The organism is Burkholderia cenocepacia, assembly GCF_900446215.1.
In the GTDB taxonomy this organism is placed as follows: Bacteria; Pseudomonadota; Gammaproteobacteria; order Burkholderiales; family Burkholderiaceae; genus Burkholderia; species Burkholderia cenocepacia.
In genome coordinates this window covers 231,623-247,957 of record NZ_UAQZ01000018.1, presented here as the reverse complement: position 1 = coordinate 247,957, position 16,335 = coordinate 231,623, and the positions used below count along the sequence as shown (strand labels likewise).

The 16,335-nt window shown below is 68.0% G+C and carries 15 protein-coding genes; 7 read left to right on the top strand and 8 right to left on the bottom strand.

Going from position 1 to position 16,335, the window contains the following annotated elements:
• Positions 1-35 precede the first annotated feature (35 nt).
• Positions 36-2,282, top strand: a complete 2,247-nt coding sequence (locus tag DTA15_RS37740) for a glycoside hydrolase family 3 C-terminal domain-containing protein (protein WP_006489658.1) — start codon at positions 36-38, stop codon at positions 2,280-2,282.
• Positions 2,283-2,353: 71 nt separating this feature from the next.
• Here the strand turns inward: DTA15_RS37740 and DTA15_RS37735 are convergent, their stop codons facing one another.
• A complete protein-coding gene (locus DTA15_RS37735; RefSeq protein ID WP_006489664.1) occupies positions 2,354-3,532 on the bottom strand; it encodes a GNAT family N-acetyltransferase in 1,179 nt (392 codons plus the stop codon).
• A 109-nt stretch (positions 3,533-3,641) separates the two neighbouring features.
• On the opposite strand from DTA15_RS37735, the gene DTA15_RS37730 reads away from it, so the two are divergent.
• Both DTA15_RS37730 and DTA15_RS37725 read left to right on the top strand, forming a co-directional pair.
• Positions 3,642-5,360, top strand: coding sequence for an NAD+ synthase (locus tag DTA15_RS37730; RefSeq protein WP_006489649.1), 1,719 nt, complete (start codon positions 3,642-3,644; stop codon positions 5,358-5,360).
• An 83-nt stretch (positions 5,361-5,443) separates the two neighbouring features.
• The gene (locus DTA15_RS37725) at positions 5,444-5,782 is read left to right on the top strand and encodes a P-II family nitrogen regulator (protein ID WP_006398637.1); all 339 of its coding nucleotides are present in this window, start codon (positions 5,444-5,446) and stop codon (positions 5,780-5,782) included.
• A 145-nt stretch (positions 5,783-5,927) separates the two neighbouring features.
• On the opposite strand, the gene DTA15_RS37720 is transcribed toward DTA15_RS37725, so the two are convergent.
• Positions 5,928-7,004, bottom strand: a complete 1,077-nt coding sequence (locus DTA15_RS37720) for a porin (RefSeq protein ID WP_006491862.1) — start codon at positions 7,002-7,004, stop codon at positions 5,928-5,930.
• 547 nt (positions 7,005-7,551) lie between these two features.
• A complete protein-coding gene (locus DTA15_RS37715) occupies positions 7,552-8,478 on the bottom strand; it encodes a LysR family transcriptional regulator (RefSeq protein WP_012492810.1) in 927 nt (308 codons plus the stop codon).
• Between the two features lie 134 nt (positions 8,479-8,612).
• Here DTA15_RS37715 and DTA15_RS37710 point away from each other — a divergent pair, with 134 nt between their 5' ends.
• Positions 8,613-9,110 (top strand): GNAT family N-acetyltransferase, encoded by a 498-nt coding sequence (locus DTA15_RS37710; protein ID WP_006489651.1) that lies wholly within the window; start codon positions 8,613-8,615, stop codon positions 9,108-9,110.
• A 66-nt stretch (positions 9,111-9,176) separates the two neighbouring features.
• Here the strand turns inward: DTA15_RS37710 and DTA15_RS37705 are convergent, their stop codons facing one another.
• From DTA15_RS37705 to DTA15_RS37690, 4 genes are all read right to left on the bottom strand, one after another.
• On the bottom strand, positions 9,177-9,956 hold the full coding sequence (locus DTA15_RS37705) for an ABC transporter ATP-binding protein (RefSeq protein WP_006489654.1): 780 nt from the start codon (positions 9,954-9,956) through the stop codon (positions 9,177-9,179).
• Positions 9,957-9,974: 18 nt separating this feature from the next.
• Positions 9,975-10,688 carry an ABC transporter permease gene (locus tag DTA15_RS37700; RefSeq protein WP_006489646.1) on the bottom strand — a complete coding sequence of 238 codons (714 nt, stop codon included), beginning with the start codon at positions 10,686-10,688 and terminating at the stop codon, positions 9,975-9,977.
• On the bottom strand, positions 10,685-11,374 hold the full coding sequence (locus tag DTA15_RS37695) for an ABC transporter permease (RefSeq protein ID WP_006489645.1): 690 nt from the start codon (positions 11,372-11,374) through the stop codon (positions 10,685-10,687). The genes DTA15_RS37700 and DTA15_RS37695 overlap by 4 nt, the downstream gene beginning before the upstream one ends.
• 229 nt (positions 11,375-11,603) lie before the next feature.
• A complete protein-coding gene (locus tag DTA15_RS37690; protein WP_012492809.1) occupies positions 11,604-12,386 on the bottom strand; it encodes an ABC transporter substrate-binding protein in 783 nt (260 codons plus the stop codon).
• Between the two features lie 366 nt (positions 12,387-12,752).
• Here DTA15_RS37690 and DTA15_RS37685 point away from each other — a divergent pair, with 366 nt between their 5' ends.
• Positions 12,753-13,457 carry a pirin family protein gene (locus DTA15_RS37685; RefSeq protein WP_012492808.1) on the top strand — a complete coding sequence of 235 codons (705 nt, stop codon included), beginning with the start codon at positions 12,753-12,755 and terminating at the stop codon, positions 13,455-13,457.
• A 69-nt stretch (positions 13,458-13,526) separates the two neighbouring features.
• Here DTA15_RS37685 and DTA15_RS37680 read toward each other — a convergent pair whose 3' ends face one another.
• The gene (locus DTA15_RS37680; RefSeq protein ID WP_006484082.1) at positions 13,527-14,081 is read right to left on the bottom strand and encodes a Spy/CpxP family protein refolding chaperone; all 555 of its coding nucleotides are present in this window, start codon (positions 14,079-14,081) and stop codon (positions 13,527-13,529) included.
• A 224-nt stretch (positions 14,082-14,305) separates the two neighbouring features.
• Here DTA15_RS37680 and DTA15_RS37675 point away from each other — a divergent pair, with 224 nt between their 5' ends.
• Both DTA15_RS37675 and DTA15_RS37670 read left to right on the top strand, forming a co-directional pair.
• Positions 14,306-15,031 (top strand): response regulator, encoded by a 726-nt coding sequence (locus tag DTA15_RS37675; RefSeq protein ID WP_006493394.1) that lies wholly within the window; start codon positions 14,306-14,308, stop codon positions 15,029-15,031.
• Positions 15,015-16,331: an ATP-binding protein gene (locus DTA15_RS37670; RefSeq protein ID WP_006482146.1), complete on the top strand. Its 1,317-nt coding sequence runs from the start codon at positions 15,015-15,017 to the stop codon at positions 16,329-16,331. Before DTA15_RS37675 ends, DTA15_RS37670 begins: the two co-directional genes overlap by 17 nt.
• Positions 16,332-16,335: the final 4 nt, after the last annotated feature.

Genomic DNA, 16,335 nt, shown 5'->3' with positions numbered 1-16,335 from the left:
GGCGACAAGTACAACAGAACGATTCTGGAGGATCAATGAAAACTTCGCTGTTCCGGTGTTCGACGATTGCGTCCGCGTGCGCGCTCACGGTCCTGCTCGCGTCGTGCGGTGGCGACGACATCCATGCGCCGACCGACCCCGACGCGGCAGCCGACCAGCGCGCGGCCGCGCTCGTCGCGCAACTGACGACCGACGAGAAACTGCAGCTCGTGCATGGCACCGGCATGCCCGCGCTCAGCCTGGGCGGCCCGTTTCCGGCCGACGCGCTGAACGGCGCGAGCTACATCCCGGGCGTGCCGCGGCTCGGCATTCCGGCCGTCAGCAGCGCCGATTCGGCAGGTGGCGTGAACGTGAAGAATGCGCGCGTGACCGCGCTGCCCGCGCCCGTCGCGCTCGCGGCGACGTGGGACCCGGCTCTCGCGGGCACCTACGGCACGCGCATCGCGCTCGAACTGCGCGCGCTCGGTTTCGCGGAAGGGCTCGGCGGCGGCGTGAACCTCGCGCGCGAGCCGCGCAACGGCCGCACCTTCGAATACATGGGCGAGGACCCGGTGCTCGCGGGCACGCTGAGCGCCGCGCGCACGCAGGCCACGCAGGCGCAGAAGGTGATCGCGACGATCAAGCATTTCGCGTTCAACGACCAGGAAACCAACCGGATGACGGTCGATTCGGTCGTCGACGAGCGGACCATGCGCGAGGCCGAACTCCTCGCGTTCGAGATCGGCGTGAAGGACGGCCAGCCGGGCAACGTGATGTGCGCGTACAACAAGCTGAACGGCGTGTATGCGTGCGAGAACCCGTATTTGCTGACGACGGTGCTGAAGAACGAGTGGGGCTTCAAGGGCGTCGTGCAGTCGGACTGGGGCGCGACGCATTCGACGGTCGCGGCCGTGCAGGCCGGGCTCGACGAGGAGCAGCCGGGCGCGGCCGACGACGGCAACGCGCCGCTCGGCTCGTACTTCAATTCGAAGCTGCGCGCGGCGCTGCAGGCCGGCAGCGTGTCGGTCGCGCGGCTGAACGACATGGTGCAGCGCAAGCTGCGCACGCTGATCCGCATCGGCGTGATGGATGCGCCGCCGAAGCCGGGCGGCGCGATCGACGAGGCCGCCGGCAATGCCGACGCGCTCGCGATCGCGCGGCAAGCGGCGGTGCTGCTGAAGAACGCGGCCGCGCCGGGCGACACGCAGCCGGTGCTGCCGCTGGCCGCCGGCACGCTCAAGTCGGTCGTCGTGATCGGCGGGCATGCGGACGCGGGCGTGCTGTCGGGCGGCGGCTCGGGTGCGGTGCCGGCGATCGACGGCAACGCGGTGACGACCTGCCAGCAACCGGCCGACACGCTGTTCGGCGGGTGCGCGACCTGGTACAAGTCCGCGCCGCTCGCGGCGATCCGCGCGAAGGCGCCGAATGCATCGGTCAGCTATCTCGACGGCACCGACGCGAACGCCGCGGCCAGCGCGGCCGCGCAGGCCGATGTCGCGATCGTGTTCGCCACGCAGTGGCAGACGGAGGGGCTCGACCTCGCGAGCCTGTCGCTGCCCGATGCGAAGGCGGACCCGTCCAACCAGCAATACGACCAGAACGCGCTGATCGCCGCGGTCGCCGCGAAGGCCAAGCGCGTGATCGTCGTGCTCGAGAACGGCAGCCCGGTGCTGATGCCGTGGCTCGCGAACGTGCACGGCGTGCTGGACGCGTGGTATCCGGGCGCGCAGGGCGGCCAGGCGATCGCCGACCTGCTGTTCGGCGACGCGAACCCGTCGGGCCGGCTGCCGCTGACGTTCCCGAAGCAGGAGGCCGACCTGCCACAGCCGACGATCGATCCGTCGAACCTGCGGAACGTCTATGCGGAAGGGCTCGCGTACGGCTATCGCTGGTTCGACGCGAAGGCGATCGAGCCGCTGTTCCCGTTCGGCTACGGGCTGTCGTACACGACGTATGTGTTGTCGGCGATGTCCGCGCAGGCCGACGCAGCGGGCAACGTGACGGTCGGCGTGACGGTGACGAACACGGGCGCGCGCGCCGGTATGCAAACGGTGCAGATCTACGCGGCGCTGCCCGCGTCGCTCGGCGAGCCGCCGAAGCGGCTCGTCGGCTGGACCAAGGTCGCGCTGCAGCCGGGCGAGGCGCGCACGGTCAGCATCGCGGTGCCGGCGCAGCGCTTCGCGGTGTGGGATGCGAGCGCGCACGCATGGCGGATCGGCGCGGGCACGTATGGGTTGTCGGCGGCCGCGTCGTCGCGTGACCCGCAGGCGCTGTCGCAGACAGTGACGCTCGCCGCGCACTGAACCGGCGACGATCGTGCCGTATGCGGCGAGGCCATGCGTGGCTTCGCCGCATGCCGGTGCGCCGGATCGCGCTAGCCGGTGCTGCGCCGGAACGGATCGTGTTCGCGCAGTTCGTCGACGTATGCGTGGATATGCGCGGTCTCGCGTTCGAGAAAGCGCGCGACCGCGTCGGAAAACGCCGGATGCGCGAGCCAGTGCGCGGAGTGCGTGACGGTCGGCAGGAAACCGCGCGCGAGCTTGTGCTCGCCCTGCGCGCCGCCCTCGAACGTGTCGAGCCCGGCCTCGATGCAGAATTCGAGCAACTGGTAATAGGCCGTTTCGAAATGCAGGCAGGGCACGTGCTCGATCGCGCCCCAGTAGCGTCCGTACAGCGTGCCGCCGCCGTGTTCGCCGCGCCGGTACACGGCGAGCGCGCTCGCGATCGGCTGGCCGTCGGCTTCCGCGATCACGAGCAGCAGGTTCTCGGGCATCGTCGCGCCGATCGTGCGGAAGAAGTCGAGGTTCAGGTACGGGCTCGAATAGTGCTCGCGGTAGGTCTGCCGGTAGCAGCGCGAGAAGAAGCGCCAGTCGGCATCGGTGATGCGGTCGCCGGTGAGCCGCCGGAAGGTCACGCCCGCGTCGTGCACCTTGCGCCGCTCCGCGCGGATGTTCTTGCGCTTCTTCTGCTCGAGCGTGCCGAGGAAATCATCGAAGTGCCGGTAGCCGTCGTTGAGCCAGTGGAATTGCACGCCCTCGCGCAGCATCATCCCCATCGATTCGAGCAGCCGCGCTTCGTCGCCGGTCGGGAACAGCACGTGCAACGACGACACGTCGCTCTGCTCGGCGAACGCGAGCAGCGTGGCCGCGAGCCGGCGGCGCGCGTCGTCGTCGGCCGCGAGCAGCCGCGTGCCCTGCACCGGCGTGAACGGCACCGCGCACAGCAGCTTCGGGTAATAGGGCAGGTCGTTGCGCTGGTACGCGTCGGCCCACGCCCAGTCGAACACGTATTCGCCGTACGAATGCTGTTTCGCGTAGACGGGCGCGGCGGCCGCGAGGCGGCCGGTGCCCGCGTCGGTCAGCGTGACGAAGTGCGGCGACCAGCCGGTGTCGTCCACCGCGCAGCGCGCGACGTGCAGCGCGTCGAGGAATTCGTGGCGCAGGAACGGCGTGGGCTGCGCGTCGCGCGCGAGCAGTGCGTTCCATTCGTCGGCCGGCACCTCGGCGGGGGACGACAGGATGCCCGTGCGATAATCGATGCGTTCGTGTTTCAAGCGTGAATCCGTACCGTTGGATGTTGCCGGATGCGGGCCGCCGTGGCCCGCGCCCGGATCGATTTCGTCAGCCGTTCAAGGCGCGCCGCCGGGTTGCGCCGCTCCCGCCATGAAGACCCGACTCGCTCTCGCCCAGATCAACGTCACCGTCGGCGATTTCGCCGGCAACGTCGCGCGGATCGTCGCGGCCGCACGCGCCGCGCACAACGATGGTGCGCAACTGATGGTCGCCCCCGAACTCGCGCTGTCCGGCTATCCGCCCGAAGACCTGCTGCTGCGGCCCGCGTTCTACGCGGCCGCCGCCGCCGCGCTCGACGCGCTCGCCGACGCGCTGAAGGCGTTCGACGGGCTCGCGGTGCTGGTCGGCCATCCGTTGCGCGGTGCGGGCAGCGGTGCGGGCAGCGGTCCGGGCGCGTCAGCCGTCGATGGTAATGCAAACCGCCCGATCGAGCGCGGCGTGCCGCCCACCGACACCTTCAACGCGGTGTCGCTGATCGTCGGCGGCGAGATCGTCGGCACCTACCGCAAGCAGGACCTGCCGAACGCCGAGGTGTTCGACGAGAAGCGCTACTTCGCGACCGACACCGAGCCGCTCGTGTTCGAGCTGAACGGCGTGAAATACGGCGTGATCATCTGCGAGGACGCGTGGCATGCGTCGGCCGCGCAGATCGCGAAGGCGGCCGGCGCGCAGGTGCTGCTGATCCCGAACGGCTCGCCGTATCACCTGAACAAGGAGGCGGTGCGCATCGACATCCTGCGCGCGCGGATTCGCGAGACCGGCTTGCCGATGGTGTACGTGAACCTCGTCGGCGGCCAGGACGAGCTCGTGTTCGACGGCGGGTCCTTCGTGCTCGACGGCGCGGGCGCGCTCGTCGCGAAGATGCCGCAGTTCGACGAAGGGCACGCGATCGTCGAATTCGACGGCGCGCGGCCGCTGCCCGGCGCGATCGCGCCCGAGCTGTCGACGGACGCGCAGGTGTATCGCGCGCTGGTGACCGGCGTGCGCGACTACATCGGCAAGAACGGTTTTCCCGGCGTGCTGATCGGGCTGTCGGGCGGCGTCGATTCGGCGCTGGTGCTGGCCGTCGCGTGCGATGCGCTCGGGCCCGAGCGCGTGCGCGCGGTGATGATGCCGTCGCGCTTCACGGCCGACATCTCGACGACGGACGCGGCGGAGATGGCGCGGCGCGTCGGCGTGCGCTACGACGAGATCGCGATCGCGCCGATGTTCGATGCGTTCCGCGCCGCGCTCGCCGGCGAATTCGCGGGCCGCGCGGAAGACGCGACGGAGGAGAACATCCAGGCGCGCATCCGCGGCACGCTGCTGATGGCGCTGTCGAACAAGTTCGGCTCGATCGTGCTGACGACCGGCAACAAGAGCGAGATGGCGGTCGGCTACTGCACGCTGTACGGCGACATGGCCGGCGGTTTCGCGGTGATCAAGGACATCGCGAAGACGCTCGTGTACCGGCTGTGCCGCTATCGCAACGCAACGGCCGACTACGGGCTGCGCGACGTGATTCCCGAGCGGATCCTGACGCGCGCGCCGTCGGCCGAGCTGCGCGAGAACCAGACCGACCAGGACAGCCTGCCGCCGTACGACGTGCTCGACGCGATCATGCGGATGTACATGGAAGAAGACCGGCCGCTCGCCGAGATCGTCGCGGCCGGTTACGCGCAGGCCGACGTCGAGCGCGTGACGCGGCTCATCAAGATCAACGAATACAAGCGCCGCCAGGCGCCGATCGGCATCCGCGTCACGCATCGCGCATTCGGGCGCGACTGGCGCTACCCGATCACGTCACGCTTCACCGAACGGCTCGATTGAGCGGTGCTGGGCCGGATGCGGCCCGCCGGCTTACAATCGGGATCGCGATTTTTCATCCAAACGAGCATTGAGGGACAACCATCATGAAACGCATCACCGCCATCATCAAGCCGTTCAAGCTGGACGAAGTCCGCGAAGCGCTCGCCGAAGTGGGTCTCACGGGCCTGACCGTGACGGAAGTGAAGGGCTTCGGCCGCCAGAAGGGCCATACCGAGCTGTATCGCGGCGCCGAATACGTCGTCGACTTCCTGCCGAAGATGAAGATCGAGGTGGTCGTCGCGGAAGCGCAGGTCGATCAGGTGATCGACGCGGTGATCGGTGCGGCGCGCACCGGCAAGATCGGCGACGGCAAGATCTTCGTGTCGGACGTCGAGCGCGTGATCCGCATTCGCACCGGCGAAGAGAACGAAGCGGCCGTCTGAGCGCCGCATTCGTCGATCGGCGCGGCAGGCCCGAGCCGGCCCGCCAAGAAAAAACGGTGCGGATACCCGTCTGGGTACCGCACCGATACGCGCCTCTCGCAGCAGCGTGGAAAGTGTTGTCGAATCGTTCTTTGACGGCGCCTGATCAGAACAGGTGCTGGATACCGGCGTAGACGCCGGTCTGGCTGCCGCCCGGATGCGGGTTGCCGGTCGACACGGCCGTACCGGCGCCGTTCGCGTTCAGGCCGAAGTTGGCCGTCGAGCTGTTGCGCACCGTCGCGACCTGGACGTCGAACAGCGTGCGCTTCGAGATGTTGTACGAGCCGCCGACCGTGTAGATGTTCGCGTTGCCGCCGCCATGGTTCGCGTTCACGTGATACACGGCTGCGATCAGCGCCGCCGCCGGCGTGGCCTGCCACGTCACGCCGCCCCAGACCTGTTGCGTACCCGTCACGCCGGCGTTCACTGCGGGGCCGCCGCTGCCGTCGGCGCGCGATGCCTGGTAGGCCGCCTGGACCTTGAACTGGCCGAGGAACACGTTCACGCCCGCGAAGTATTCACGCGAGTAGTTGAACACGTCCGAGAAGCGGCCGTTGCTGTCGCGCGTTTCGTCATAGATACCGCGCAACTGGAACAGCGAATTCGTGTAGGTAACCTGACCGCCCATTGCACGGCCCGGTTGGCCGGCCGTCGTGTTGCCGTTGAAGCTGGTCGAGTTCGAGAACGAGAACTGGCCGTAGAAGTCGAGGCCGTACAGCGACGGCGACTGGTACGACACGTTGTTGCTGGTCTTGTTCCAGTTGCGGCCGCGCACCAGCGAGGCCGTCGACCAGGCCGACTGGCCGAACGGGTCGAAGTCCCACACGCCGTTGGCGATCGCGAGCTCGCGACCCAACAGCAGCGTACCGTAGCGGTCGTTCGAGATACCGACGGTCGCGAAACGATCCCAGATCGAGCCGCTGAAGCCGCCGTTCATCGTGTTGAACGCACCTTCGAGGTGGAACAGGATCTTGTTGCCGCCGCCGATGTCTTCGCTGCCCTTCAAGCCCCACAGGCTCGTGCCCCAGTCGCCGCTTTCCGCGCGCACTTGGTGGCCGTTTTGCAGGCCGTTCAGGTACTCAAGGCCTGCGTCCAGGCGGCCATACAGCGTGACGCTGCTCTGTGCGTGCGCCGTCACCACCCCAGCAGCCATCAGCGCGGCCGCGACCAAAGCTTTCTTCATCGTCTCCTCCATACCCTGTCAAAAAGTCAACCCAGAACTGCACGAGATGCCCGGCGCGGCACGCACCGGGCAAAAGCGGGATAACCAGGGAGACCTCGTGCAGGGCCGGTAAGCGCGGCACGCGGGCAAGCGGACGGAAAACCCGTTGAGCGGTCCCGCGCAGCCGGGTCGGCCTGCGGGTCTCCTTGTAGTGTCGTGAAGCTAAACTACATTTCACGAACTTCGTTTTGCTACTTTGGTTACTAATTTAGCAAAAATACAATTTTGTGGCGATGGAAATCGTTGTTTGACTAACCGCTGTCGCCAAATTGCCATGCAACACGGTGCGCGACAGCGGACCCAAGGGTTCCCGATTACCGGAAAACCCTTGTGCCACAAGGGAGACATGGATTCCGCGGGCGTGGGTCAAGGATTGCCACTATTGACGTTCCAAAGGCGCCGGCGTAAGCGCGAAAGTCGCGAAATTGGTAAGTATTTCGTAATGATTCGGGCGATTGCCGCCAGCGCCGATCGACGCTGGCGATGCCCGTCCCGCCACGCGCCGCGCTTAGTCGGGGCTCGGCCGCGCGTCGAGCAGCTGCGCGCGAATCCAGCGGTGCGCATCGGTGCGCGCATGCTTCGCGTGCGAGTAGATTTTCACCGTGTAGCGCGGGATCTCGAACGGCGCGGGGAAGATGCGGATCGGCGCTGCATGCCGCAGCGCCTGCGCGGCGCGGTTCGGCACGGTCATCAGGAGTGCCGACTCCGCGATCACGAACGGCGCGGCCAGTACGGTCGGCAACTGCACGGCCACGTGCCGTGCGAGGCCGAGCCGGTCGAGCACGTAGTCGACCACGCCGCGCGACTCGTTCCACGGCGTGACGACGACGTGGCGGGCCGCCAGATACTGGTCGAGCGTCAGCCGCCGGCGGATCTCCGGATGCGCGGCGCTCGCGATCACGACGTAGTCGTCGGAAAACCAGTCGAAATCCTCGATGCCGGGCGCGTCGGCGGCCGTTTCCTCGTGGTAGCCGAGCGCGAAGTCGATGCGGCCGGCCGCGAGCGCGTCGACGGAAATCTTGCGGTCCGAATGAACGACGCGGATCCGCAGGCGCGGCGCGACGTGCTGGATGCGGGCCAGGAACGCCGGCAGTACCGCGAACGCGGTGTAGTCGGTCGCGGCGAACACGAACGTCCGGTCGCTTTGCGCGGGATCGAAGCGGCGTGCGCGGGCGAGCCCCTTCGACATCGCGTCGAGCGCGTCGCCGGCCCACGTGGCGATGTCGTCGGCGCGCACGGTCGGCTGCATCTCGTTGCCGAGGCGCACGAACAGCGCATCGCCGATCGCGTCGCGCAGCCGTGCGAGCGCGTGGCTCAACGCCGACGGGCTCAACGCGAGCTCGTGCGCGGCCGCCGCGACCGACCGGTGGCGATACAGCGCGTCGAATACGAGCAGCAGGTTCAGGTCGAGGCGGCGCAGATCGGGATGCATCATGTTCAGGTCTGGATGAAGAAACTGCACTTCCTGCAGGAAGGACGTGAACGTAGCATGCTGGTTCGAACGGCGCCAGCGCGGGTGCGCGGCGCCGCTTTCCCTTTTCATATCCGGGCCGGAGGAGGGCTCAACCCGTGCAAATCGATATCCGTTCCGCCACCGTCGCCGACGTGCCGCTGATCCTGCGCTTCATCACCGAACTGGCCGTCTACGAGAAGGCCGAGCACGAAGTCGTCGCGACGCCCGCATCGCTCGAACGCAGCCTGTTCGGCGAAGGCTCGCCGGCGCGTGCGCTGATGTGCGAGGTCGATGGGGAGCCGGCCGGCTTCGCCGTGTATTTCTTCTCGTATTCGACGTGGCTCGCGCGGCAGGGGTTGTATCTGGAGGACCTGTACGTGTCGCCCCGTTTTCGCGGCGCCGGCGCGGGGCTGCGGCTGCTGAAGGCGCTCGCGCGGATCGCGGTCGAGTCGGGCTGCGGGCGTTTCGAATGGAGCGTGCTCGACTGGAACGAGCCGGCGATCCGCTTCTACGAGCGCGTCGGCGCGGCGCCGCAGAGCGAATGGGTGCGTTACCGGCTGGCGGGCGACGCACTGCGCGCGTTTGCCGACGGCACGCCGGTGAGCGCCGCGTAAACGCGAAACGGGCGCCGCGCGGCGAACCGCGAGGCGCCCGTTCGGGCGTCGTGCGTGACGGACGCGTTACTTGAGGCTGCCTGACAGGAACCCGCGCAGGCGCTCGCTCTTCGGATTGGCGAACACCTCGGCCGGCACGCCTTCTTCCTCGACGCGGCCCTGGTGCAGGAACATCACGTGATTCGACACGTTGCGCGCGAAGCCCATCTCGTGCGTGACGACGATCATCGTGCGGCCTTCCTCGGCCAGCTTCTGCATCACCTTCAGCACTTCGCCGACGAGCTCCGGATCGAGCGCGGACGTCGGTTCGTCGAACAGCATCACGTCCGGATGCATCGCGAGCGCCCGCGCGATCGCCACGCGCTGCTGCTGGCCGCCCGACAGATGCGACGGATACTGCTTCTCGACGCGCGGCGCGAGGCCGACCTTCTCGAGATACTCGCGCGCACGGTCTTCCGCTTCCTTCTTCGGAATGCCGAGCACGTTCACCGGGGCTTCCATCACGTTCTCGATCACGTTCATGTGCGACCAGAGATTGAAGTGCTGGAACACCATCGACAGCTTGGTGCGCACGCGCTGCAGTTGCTTCGAGTCGGCCGCGCGCAGCGCGCCCGTCTTGTCGAGCGCGGTGCGTACTTCCTCGCCGTCGACGAAGATGCGGCCCGCGTTCGGTTGCTCGAGGAAGTTGATACAGCGCAGCATCGTGCTCTTGCCGGAGCCGGACGAGCCGATCACGCTGATCACGTCGCCCGAGTTCGCCTTCAGCGACACGCCTTTGAGCACCTCGTTGTCGCCGTACCGCTTGTGGAGATCGTCGACGAAAAGCTTCTGGGTCTGGGAATTCATCAATAGTCCTGCGAAAACTTACTTGCCTTGCGGGCGCAGATACGCGAGCCAGCGGCGCTCGGCCTGGCGGAACAGCCACACGAGCGTGAACGAGATCACGAGGTAGAGCAGGGCGGCGATGCCGAACGCGTGGAACGACATGTAGGTCGCCGAGTTCACGTCGCGCGCGATCTTCAGGATGTCCGGCACGGTCGCGGTGAAGGCCACCGTCGTCGCGTGCAGCATCAGGATCACTTCGTTGCTGTAGAGCGGCAGCGCGCGGCGCAGCGCCGACGGCAGGATCACGCGGCGATACATCGTGAACGTGGACATTCCGTATGCGCGCGCGGCTTCGATCTCGCCGTACGACGTCGCCTTGATCGCGCCCGCGAAGATTTCGGTGGTGTACGCGCAGGTGTTCAGCGTGAATGCGAGCAGCGTGCAGTGCATCCCGTCGCGGAAGAACGCGTCGAGCATCGGCGTGCCGCGCACGGCCTGCAGGCTGTAGAGGCCCGTGTAGCAGAGCAGCAATTGCACGTAGAGCGGCGTGCCGCGGAACACGTACGTGTACAGCCACACCGCGCCCGACAGCCACTTCCGCTTCGACACGCGCGCGACGGCGAGCGGCACCGACAGGCAGAAGCCGAGGCCGATCGACACGACCAGCAGCCACAGCGTGATCGCGACACCGGTGATGCGATAACCGTCGGTGTAGAGATAGTTGCGCCAGTATTCTTGGATGAGTTCGATCATAGGTCAGCCTTGCGGACACCGGTCGAGTAGCGCTTTTCGAGCCACATCAGCACGAAATTCGAGATCGTCGTGATGGCGAGGTAGACCGCTCCCGCGATCAGCGTGAAGAAGAAGAACCGCAGCGTGCCCTTGCCGGCGTCCTGCGACGCCTTCACGACGTCCGCCAGGCCGATGATCGACACGAGCGCGGTCGACTTCACGAGCACCTGCCAGTTGTTGCCGATGCCCGGCAGCGCGAAGCGCATCATCTGCGGGAACATGATCCGCGTGAACACCTGCCAGTTCGTCATCCCGTACGCGCTGCCGGCCTCGAGCTGGCCGCGCGGCACGGACAGGAATGCGCCGCGGAACGTCTCGGTGAAGTACGCGCCGTAGATGAAGCCGAGCACGAGCACGCCGGCGAGGAACGGGTCGATATCGATCTGGTCCCAGCCGAGTGCGTCGGTCGCCATGTTCAGCCAGATCTGCAGGCTGTAGAACAGCAGCAGCATCAGCACCAGATCGGGGACGCCCCGGATCAGCGTCGTGTAGACGGTGCCGACGCCGTTCGTCACGCGGTTGCGCGACAGCTTCGCGCCGGCGCCGAGCAGCCCCAGCAGGAACGACAGCGCAAGCGAAAGCACCGCCAGCTTGACGGTTTGCCAGGTGCCAGCGAGGATCAGCGGGCCGTAACCTTGTAGAAACATATGTGGTCCCTGGTGTGGTCCCTGAGGGCGCACGCAGTGCGCCGCGAAAGACGCGCCCGCCAAGCTGCGCGGAACGCCCCGTACGTATCATGACCGTCCGCCCCGGCAACGGTGCCGGGCCTGCCCGTCGCGCGAGCGGCGGGCAAGGGGGCGGGCGGCGCGTGGTTGACTGCCTGTACTGCGCGGCCGCGGGGCCGCCCCCGCATCCGCTGCTTCTCGTCGTCGGCGTTCAGCGGGCCGGCGCCGAATAGACGCTGAACGAGAAGTACTTGTGCGACAGCCGGTCGTACGTGCCGTCCTTATGCATGTCGGCCAGCGCCCGGTTGATCTTGAGCTTCAGATCGGTATCTTCCTTGCGCAGGCCGATCGCGGTGCCGTCGCCGATCGTCTTCGGATCCTTCACTTCCGGGCCGGCGAACGCGAAACCCTTGCCGCGCGGCGTGCGCAGGAAGCCGTAGTCGGCCTGCAACTCGTCCTGCAGCGTCGCGTCGAGGCGCCCCGAGCCGAGATCGGCATAGACCTGGTCCTGGTTCTGGTAAGGAATGATCGTCACGCCCTGCGGTTCCCAGTACGCTTTCGCGAAGGTCTCCTGCGTCGAGCCCTGCTCGACGCCGACGCGCTTGCCTTTCAGCGACGCGACCGTCGGCAGCAGCGGCGAGCCGGTCTTCGCGATCATCCGCGCGGGCGCGTCGTACACCTTGTCGGAGAAGTCGATCTGTTCGCGGCGCTTGTCCGTGACGGTCAGCGACGACACGATGACGTCGTACTTCTTCGCCTTCAGCGCCGGAATGATCCCGTCGAGATCCTGCGCCACCCACACGCATTTCACGTTGATCCGCTTGCAGATTTCCTTGGTGAGATCCACGTCGAAACCGACGATCTCGCCGCTCGGTGCGGTCGACTCGAACGGCGGGTAGCTGGCATCGACGCCGATCCGCACGGTCTTCCACTCCTTCGCGAAGGCGCTGCCCGCCACGAGGGCGAGGGCGGCGCACAGGGCGGCCTTCTTCATTTCCATCCTTCTGTTGCTGACTTTCCGGGGGCGCTCGCGGCCGGTCGGACCGGGCGCCGCGGCGTATTCTAGACGGCCAAAAATCGCCGATCGGCGCTCTGGCGCTGGCGGCCGCCGGAACGGCGAACGCCAAAAGGGCGGTATTTTACCCGAACGCGATATCCGGAAAACGGCAATCCGGCGCGATCGACCGATTCCTCGATTCGGCTGTTGCGGCAATCGTGGTATTCACAACGAATATTTTGGCAATTGTTTGCGCGGGTGCAACGATGCGGTGCGCCGGCGGCGGATTGTGGCGCTTTCGGTCTCCCCCTACAGTGGAGGTAAACCCGAACAGAACATCTGCGCCCCCGAGCGTCCTCCCCAATGTTCCAGATCCTGCGCGCCGAAGACCGCTGCCGCACGCGCCACGGCTGGCTCGAATCGAGTCACAGCTTTTCGTCCGCCTGCCACACCGAGCATGCGCCGGTACGTCCGCCCATTGGCGCGCTGTGCGTGTTGAGCGAGGACCTGATCGCACCGACGCGCGGCTTCGGGATGCAGCCGCGCCGCGACGTGGAGATCGTCACGTACGTGCTGGATGGCGCGCTCGCGCATCGCGACAGCCTCGGCTGCGGCGCGATCGTCCGGCCCGGCGGCATCCAGCGGATGAGCGCCGGCACGGGGCTCCAGCACAGCGAAACCAACGCATCGCGCGACCGGCCGCTGCATCTGCTGCAGATCTGGCTGCAGCCGGCCGAGCCGGGCGGGCGGCCCGGCTACGAGGAACGGCGCTTCGCCGACGACGAGAAGCGCGGCCGGCTCAGGCTCGTCGCGGCGCCCGACGGCGGCGACGGCGCGCTGTCGATGCGGGCCGACGCCCGCATCTTCGCGGGGCTGATCGACGGCGACGAGACGGCGGCGTTCGACGTGCCGGCCGGGCGCAGCGTCTATGTGCACGTGGCGCGCGGCGAGGTCGAGGTCAACGGCCGCGCGCTGGCCGCCGGCGACGGCGCGCGGATCGGCGGCGTGGACGCGGTGGCGTTCGCGCGCGGCCGGGCCGCCGAAGTGCTGCTGTTCGACGTCGCCTGAAATGAAAAAGGGGACGCAGGCCGATGCCTGCGTCCCCGTTCGAGGCCGCTGCGGGAGCGGCCCGCCGGCTTACTGCGCCGGCGCCGATGCGCCCTTGGCGGCCGCGCGGTGCTGTTCCCAGCGCTCCTTCATCTTCTCGTGGCGCTGTTCCATCTTCGCGAATTGCTGCTTGAGCGCCGTGCTGACCATCGTCTTCTGCGAGTCGTTCAGCCCGTTATAGAACGTGAGCCACGCGGCGGACGTCTGCTCGCGCAGTTGCGCGTTCTGCGCCTCCGCCTGCTGGCGCGCCGAATGCATCGCGCTCAGGTCGAGGATCGGCTGGTTCTGCTGTGCCTTGAACTGCTCGCGCATCTGCTCGTGGCTCTTGCGCATCGCGTCACGGTTCTGCTTCATCGTGTTGACGGCCGCCTGCCACTGCTGTTCCTGCGACGCGTTGAGCTTCAACTGGTCGTGCAGTTTCATGATCGCGCCGAACGGGCCGCCTTCGTGCCCGCCGTGCATCCGGTGCATGCCGGGGCCGCCCGGCGGCGGCATGTCGTCGGGCTGCGCGGCATGCGCGGTGCCGAATGCGAGAGCGAGCACGGTGGCGGCCGCGATGGCCACGCGGGAAGTCTTCTTATACATTTCAGAAACTCCTTGTATCCAAAGGGTCCGGCGATGCGGCGCCGGGAAAGTCGGGTGCCGCATCCGGTAAGACGCAGGTTAGCGATGCAGGCCCCGGCGGGTGTTACGCGGGGTGGCGGCCCGGTTACCGAGCATTACAGTTCCCTTGCGCGGTAACCCGCAGTAACCCTTTCGTCCCTTTGTTTCGTTCTTCGACTCCGCCCTCGCGCGGTAAACTTCGAGCCATGACTACCCAGATCCTCATCGTCGACGACGACCAAGAACTCCGAGACCTGCTGCGCGACTATCTCGTGCGCCAGGGGATGGAAGTGTCCGTGCTGCACGACGCGGCGACGCTCGAGAAGCGCCTCGAGCGCGAGCGGCCCGACCTGATCGTGCTGGACCTGATGATGCCGGGCGTGGACGGCCTGACCGCGCTGCGCCAGTTGCGCGCGGCCGGCGACGACATCCCCGTGATCATGCTGACCGCGCGGGCGGACGACGTCGACCGCATCGTCGGGCTCGAGCTCGGTGCGGACGACTACCTCGGCAAGCCATTCAACCCGCGCGAGTTGCTCGCGCGCGTGCAGGCCGTGCTGCGCCGCCGCCGCGCGACGCCGTCGGCGGCCGCGCCCGAGCAGCGCGAGCCGTTCGCGTTCGGCCGCTTCCTGCTCGACTTCCAGGCGCGCACGCTGTCGGTCGACGGCAAGCCGGCCACGCTGTCGAGCAGCGAATTCGCGCTGCTGAAGATCTTCGTGAACCATGCGCTGCGCACGCTCACGCGCGAGCGGCTGCTCGAGCTGCTGCACGGGCCCGAGTACGACGGCACCGACCGCGGCATCGACGTCCAGGTGTGGCGCCTGCGCCGCATCCTCGAAACGGATCCGTCGACGCCGCGCTTCATCCAGACGGTCCGCGGGCGCGGCTACGTGTTCGTGCCCGACGGCGAGGCTCATGCGCAAACCCATTGATTCGCTGTTCGGGCGGCTGGCGCTGCTCGTCGTCGGTGTCCTGCTCCTGTCGCACTTCGCGTGGTTCTTCGCGATGCGGCTCGAGCGCAACCAGATGCAGACGCGTTACGCGGTCGAGGAGGCCGCGTTCCTCGTCGATGCGGTGCGCCAGCACGTCGAGCGCACGCCCGACCAGCCGTTGCCGTCGCGCGTGCGGCTCGTGGCGCCCGACAGCCCCGATGTGCCGAAGGGCGGCGATTCGGGGCTGCCGCCGCCGCTGAAGCGGTTCCGCGACGACGTGAGCGAGCGCATGCCGCCCGGCACGCAGGTCGAGATCGGTACGCCCGGCCATCCGCCGGTGCTGTGGGTGAAGGAGCCGGCCGACCGCAACTGGATCGTGGTGCCGGTGCAGCCGCTGCGGCCGCCGCGCTCGCTCGACCGGATGCTGCTGTGGCTCGGCACGATCTTCTCGGCCGGCGTGATCGCCGCGCTGTTCGCGGCCTGGCAGTTGCAGCAGCCGCTGCGCTCGCTCGCACGTGCGGTCGCGCGTTTCGGCCGCGGGCAGCCGGTGCCGCCGCTGCGCGAACGCGGCCCGCGCGAGCTGCGCCAGCTCACGCACGGCTTCAACCAGATGGTGGAACAGGTGTCGCAGGCCGAAAGCGATCGCGCGGTGATGCTGGCCGGCGTCGCGCACGACCTGCGCACGCCGCTTGCGCGGATGCGCCTGCGCGCGGAAATGATGGACGATGCGCGGCTGCGCGACGGTGTCGTGCGCGACGTCGACTCGATGTCGCACATCGTCGACCAGTTCCTGGTGTTTGCGCATGGCGGGGCCGACCGCAGCGAGCCGGTGCCGGTCGACCAGGCGTGCGAGCGGATCGCGCGCAGCTATCGTGCGGTCGCGCCGAACGCGCCGGCGGTCCAGACGCGGCTGGAGGCCGATCCCGGCTTCCGGCTGCCGACGGCGACGCTCGACCGGATCCTGTCGAACCTGCTGGACAACGCGCATGCGTACGGCGCGCCGCCGGTGCTCGTCGAGACGGCGCGCACGCCGACGGGCTACGTGTTGTCGGTCAGCGACAGCGGCGGCGGCATCGCACCGCGCGACCTCGCGGCCGCCACGCGGCCGTTCGTGCGGCTCGACCCGGCACGCGGCGGGAACGGCCACAGCGGGCTCGGGCTCGCGATCGTCGAGCGGCTGGTGCTCAGGCTGGGGGGCGCGTGCGACATCGGCAATCGCCCCGAAGGCGGCCTGCGGGTATCGATGACGTTTCCGTTCGAGGCCGTGCCGAAGGATGAACCCCACGCCGAGGCCGCCTGAGCGG

Coding starts and splice junctions, on each gene's coding strand:
- DTA15_RS37740 (WP_006489658.1), top strand. CDS start 36: ATGAAAACTTCGCTGTTCCGGTGTTCGACGATTGCGTCCGCGTGCGCG.
- DTA15_RS37730 (WP_006489649.1), top strand. CDS start 3,642: ATGAAGACCCGACTCGCTCTCGCCCAGATCAACGTCACCGTCGGCGAT.
- DTA15_RS37725 (WP_006398637.1), top strand. CDS start 5,444: ATGAAACGCATCACCGCCATCATCAAGCCGTTCAAGCTGGACGAAGTC.
- DTA15_RS37720 (WP_006491862.1), bottom strand. CDS start 7,004: ATGAAGAAAGCTTTGGTCGCGGCCGCGCTGATGGCTGCTGGGGTGGTG.
- DTA15_RS37715 (WP_012492810.1), bottom strand. CDS start 8,478: ATGATGCATCCCGATCTGCGCCGCCTCGACCTGAACCTGCTGCTCGTA.
- DTA15_RS37705 (WP_006489654.1), bottom strand. CDS start 9,956: ATGAATTCCCAGACCCAGAAGCTTTTCGTCGACGATCTCCACAAGCGG.
- DTA15_RS37700 (WP_006489646.1), bottom strand. CDS start 10,688: ATGATCGAACTCATCCAAGAATACTGGCGCAACTATCTCTACACCGAC.
- DTA15_RS37695 (WP_006489645.1), bottom strand. CDS start 11,374: ATGTTTCTACAAGGTTACGGCCCGCTGATCCTCGCTGGCACCTGGCAA.
- DTA15_RS37690 (WP_012492809.1), bottom strand. CDS start 12,386: ATGAAGAAGGCCGCCCTGTGCGCCGCCCTCGCCCTCGTGGCGGGCAGC.
- DTA15_RS37685 (WP_012492808.1), top strand. CDS start 12,753: ATGTTCCAGATCCTGCGCGCCGAAGACCGCTGCCGCACGCGCCACGGC.
- DTA15_RS37680 (WP_006484082.1), bottom strand. CDS start 14,081: ATGTATAAGAAGACTTCCCGCGTGGCCATCGCGGCCGCCACCGTGCTC.
- DTA15_RS37675 (WP_006493394.1), top strand. CDS start 14,306: ATGACTACCCAGATCCTCATCGTCGACGACGACCAAGAACTCCGAGAC.
- DTA15_RS37670 (WP_006482146.1), top strand. CDS start 15,015: ATGCGCAAACCCATTGATTCGCTGTTCGGGCGGCTGGCGCTGCTCGTC.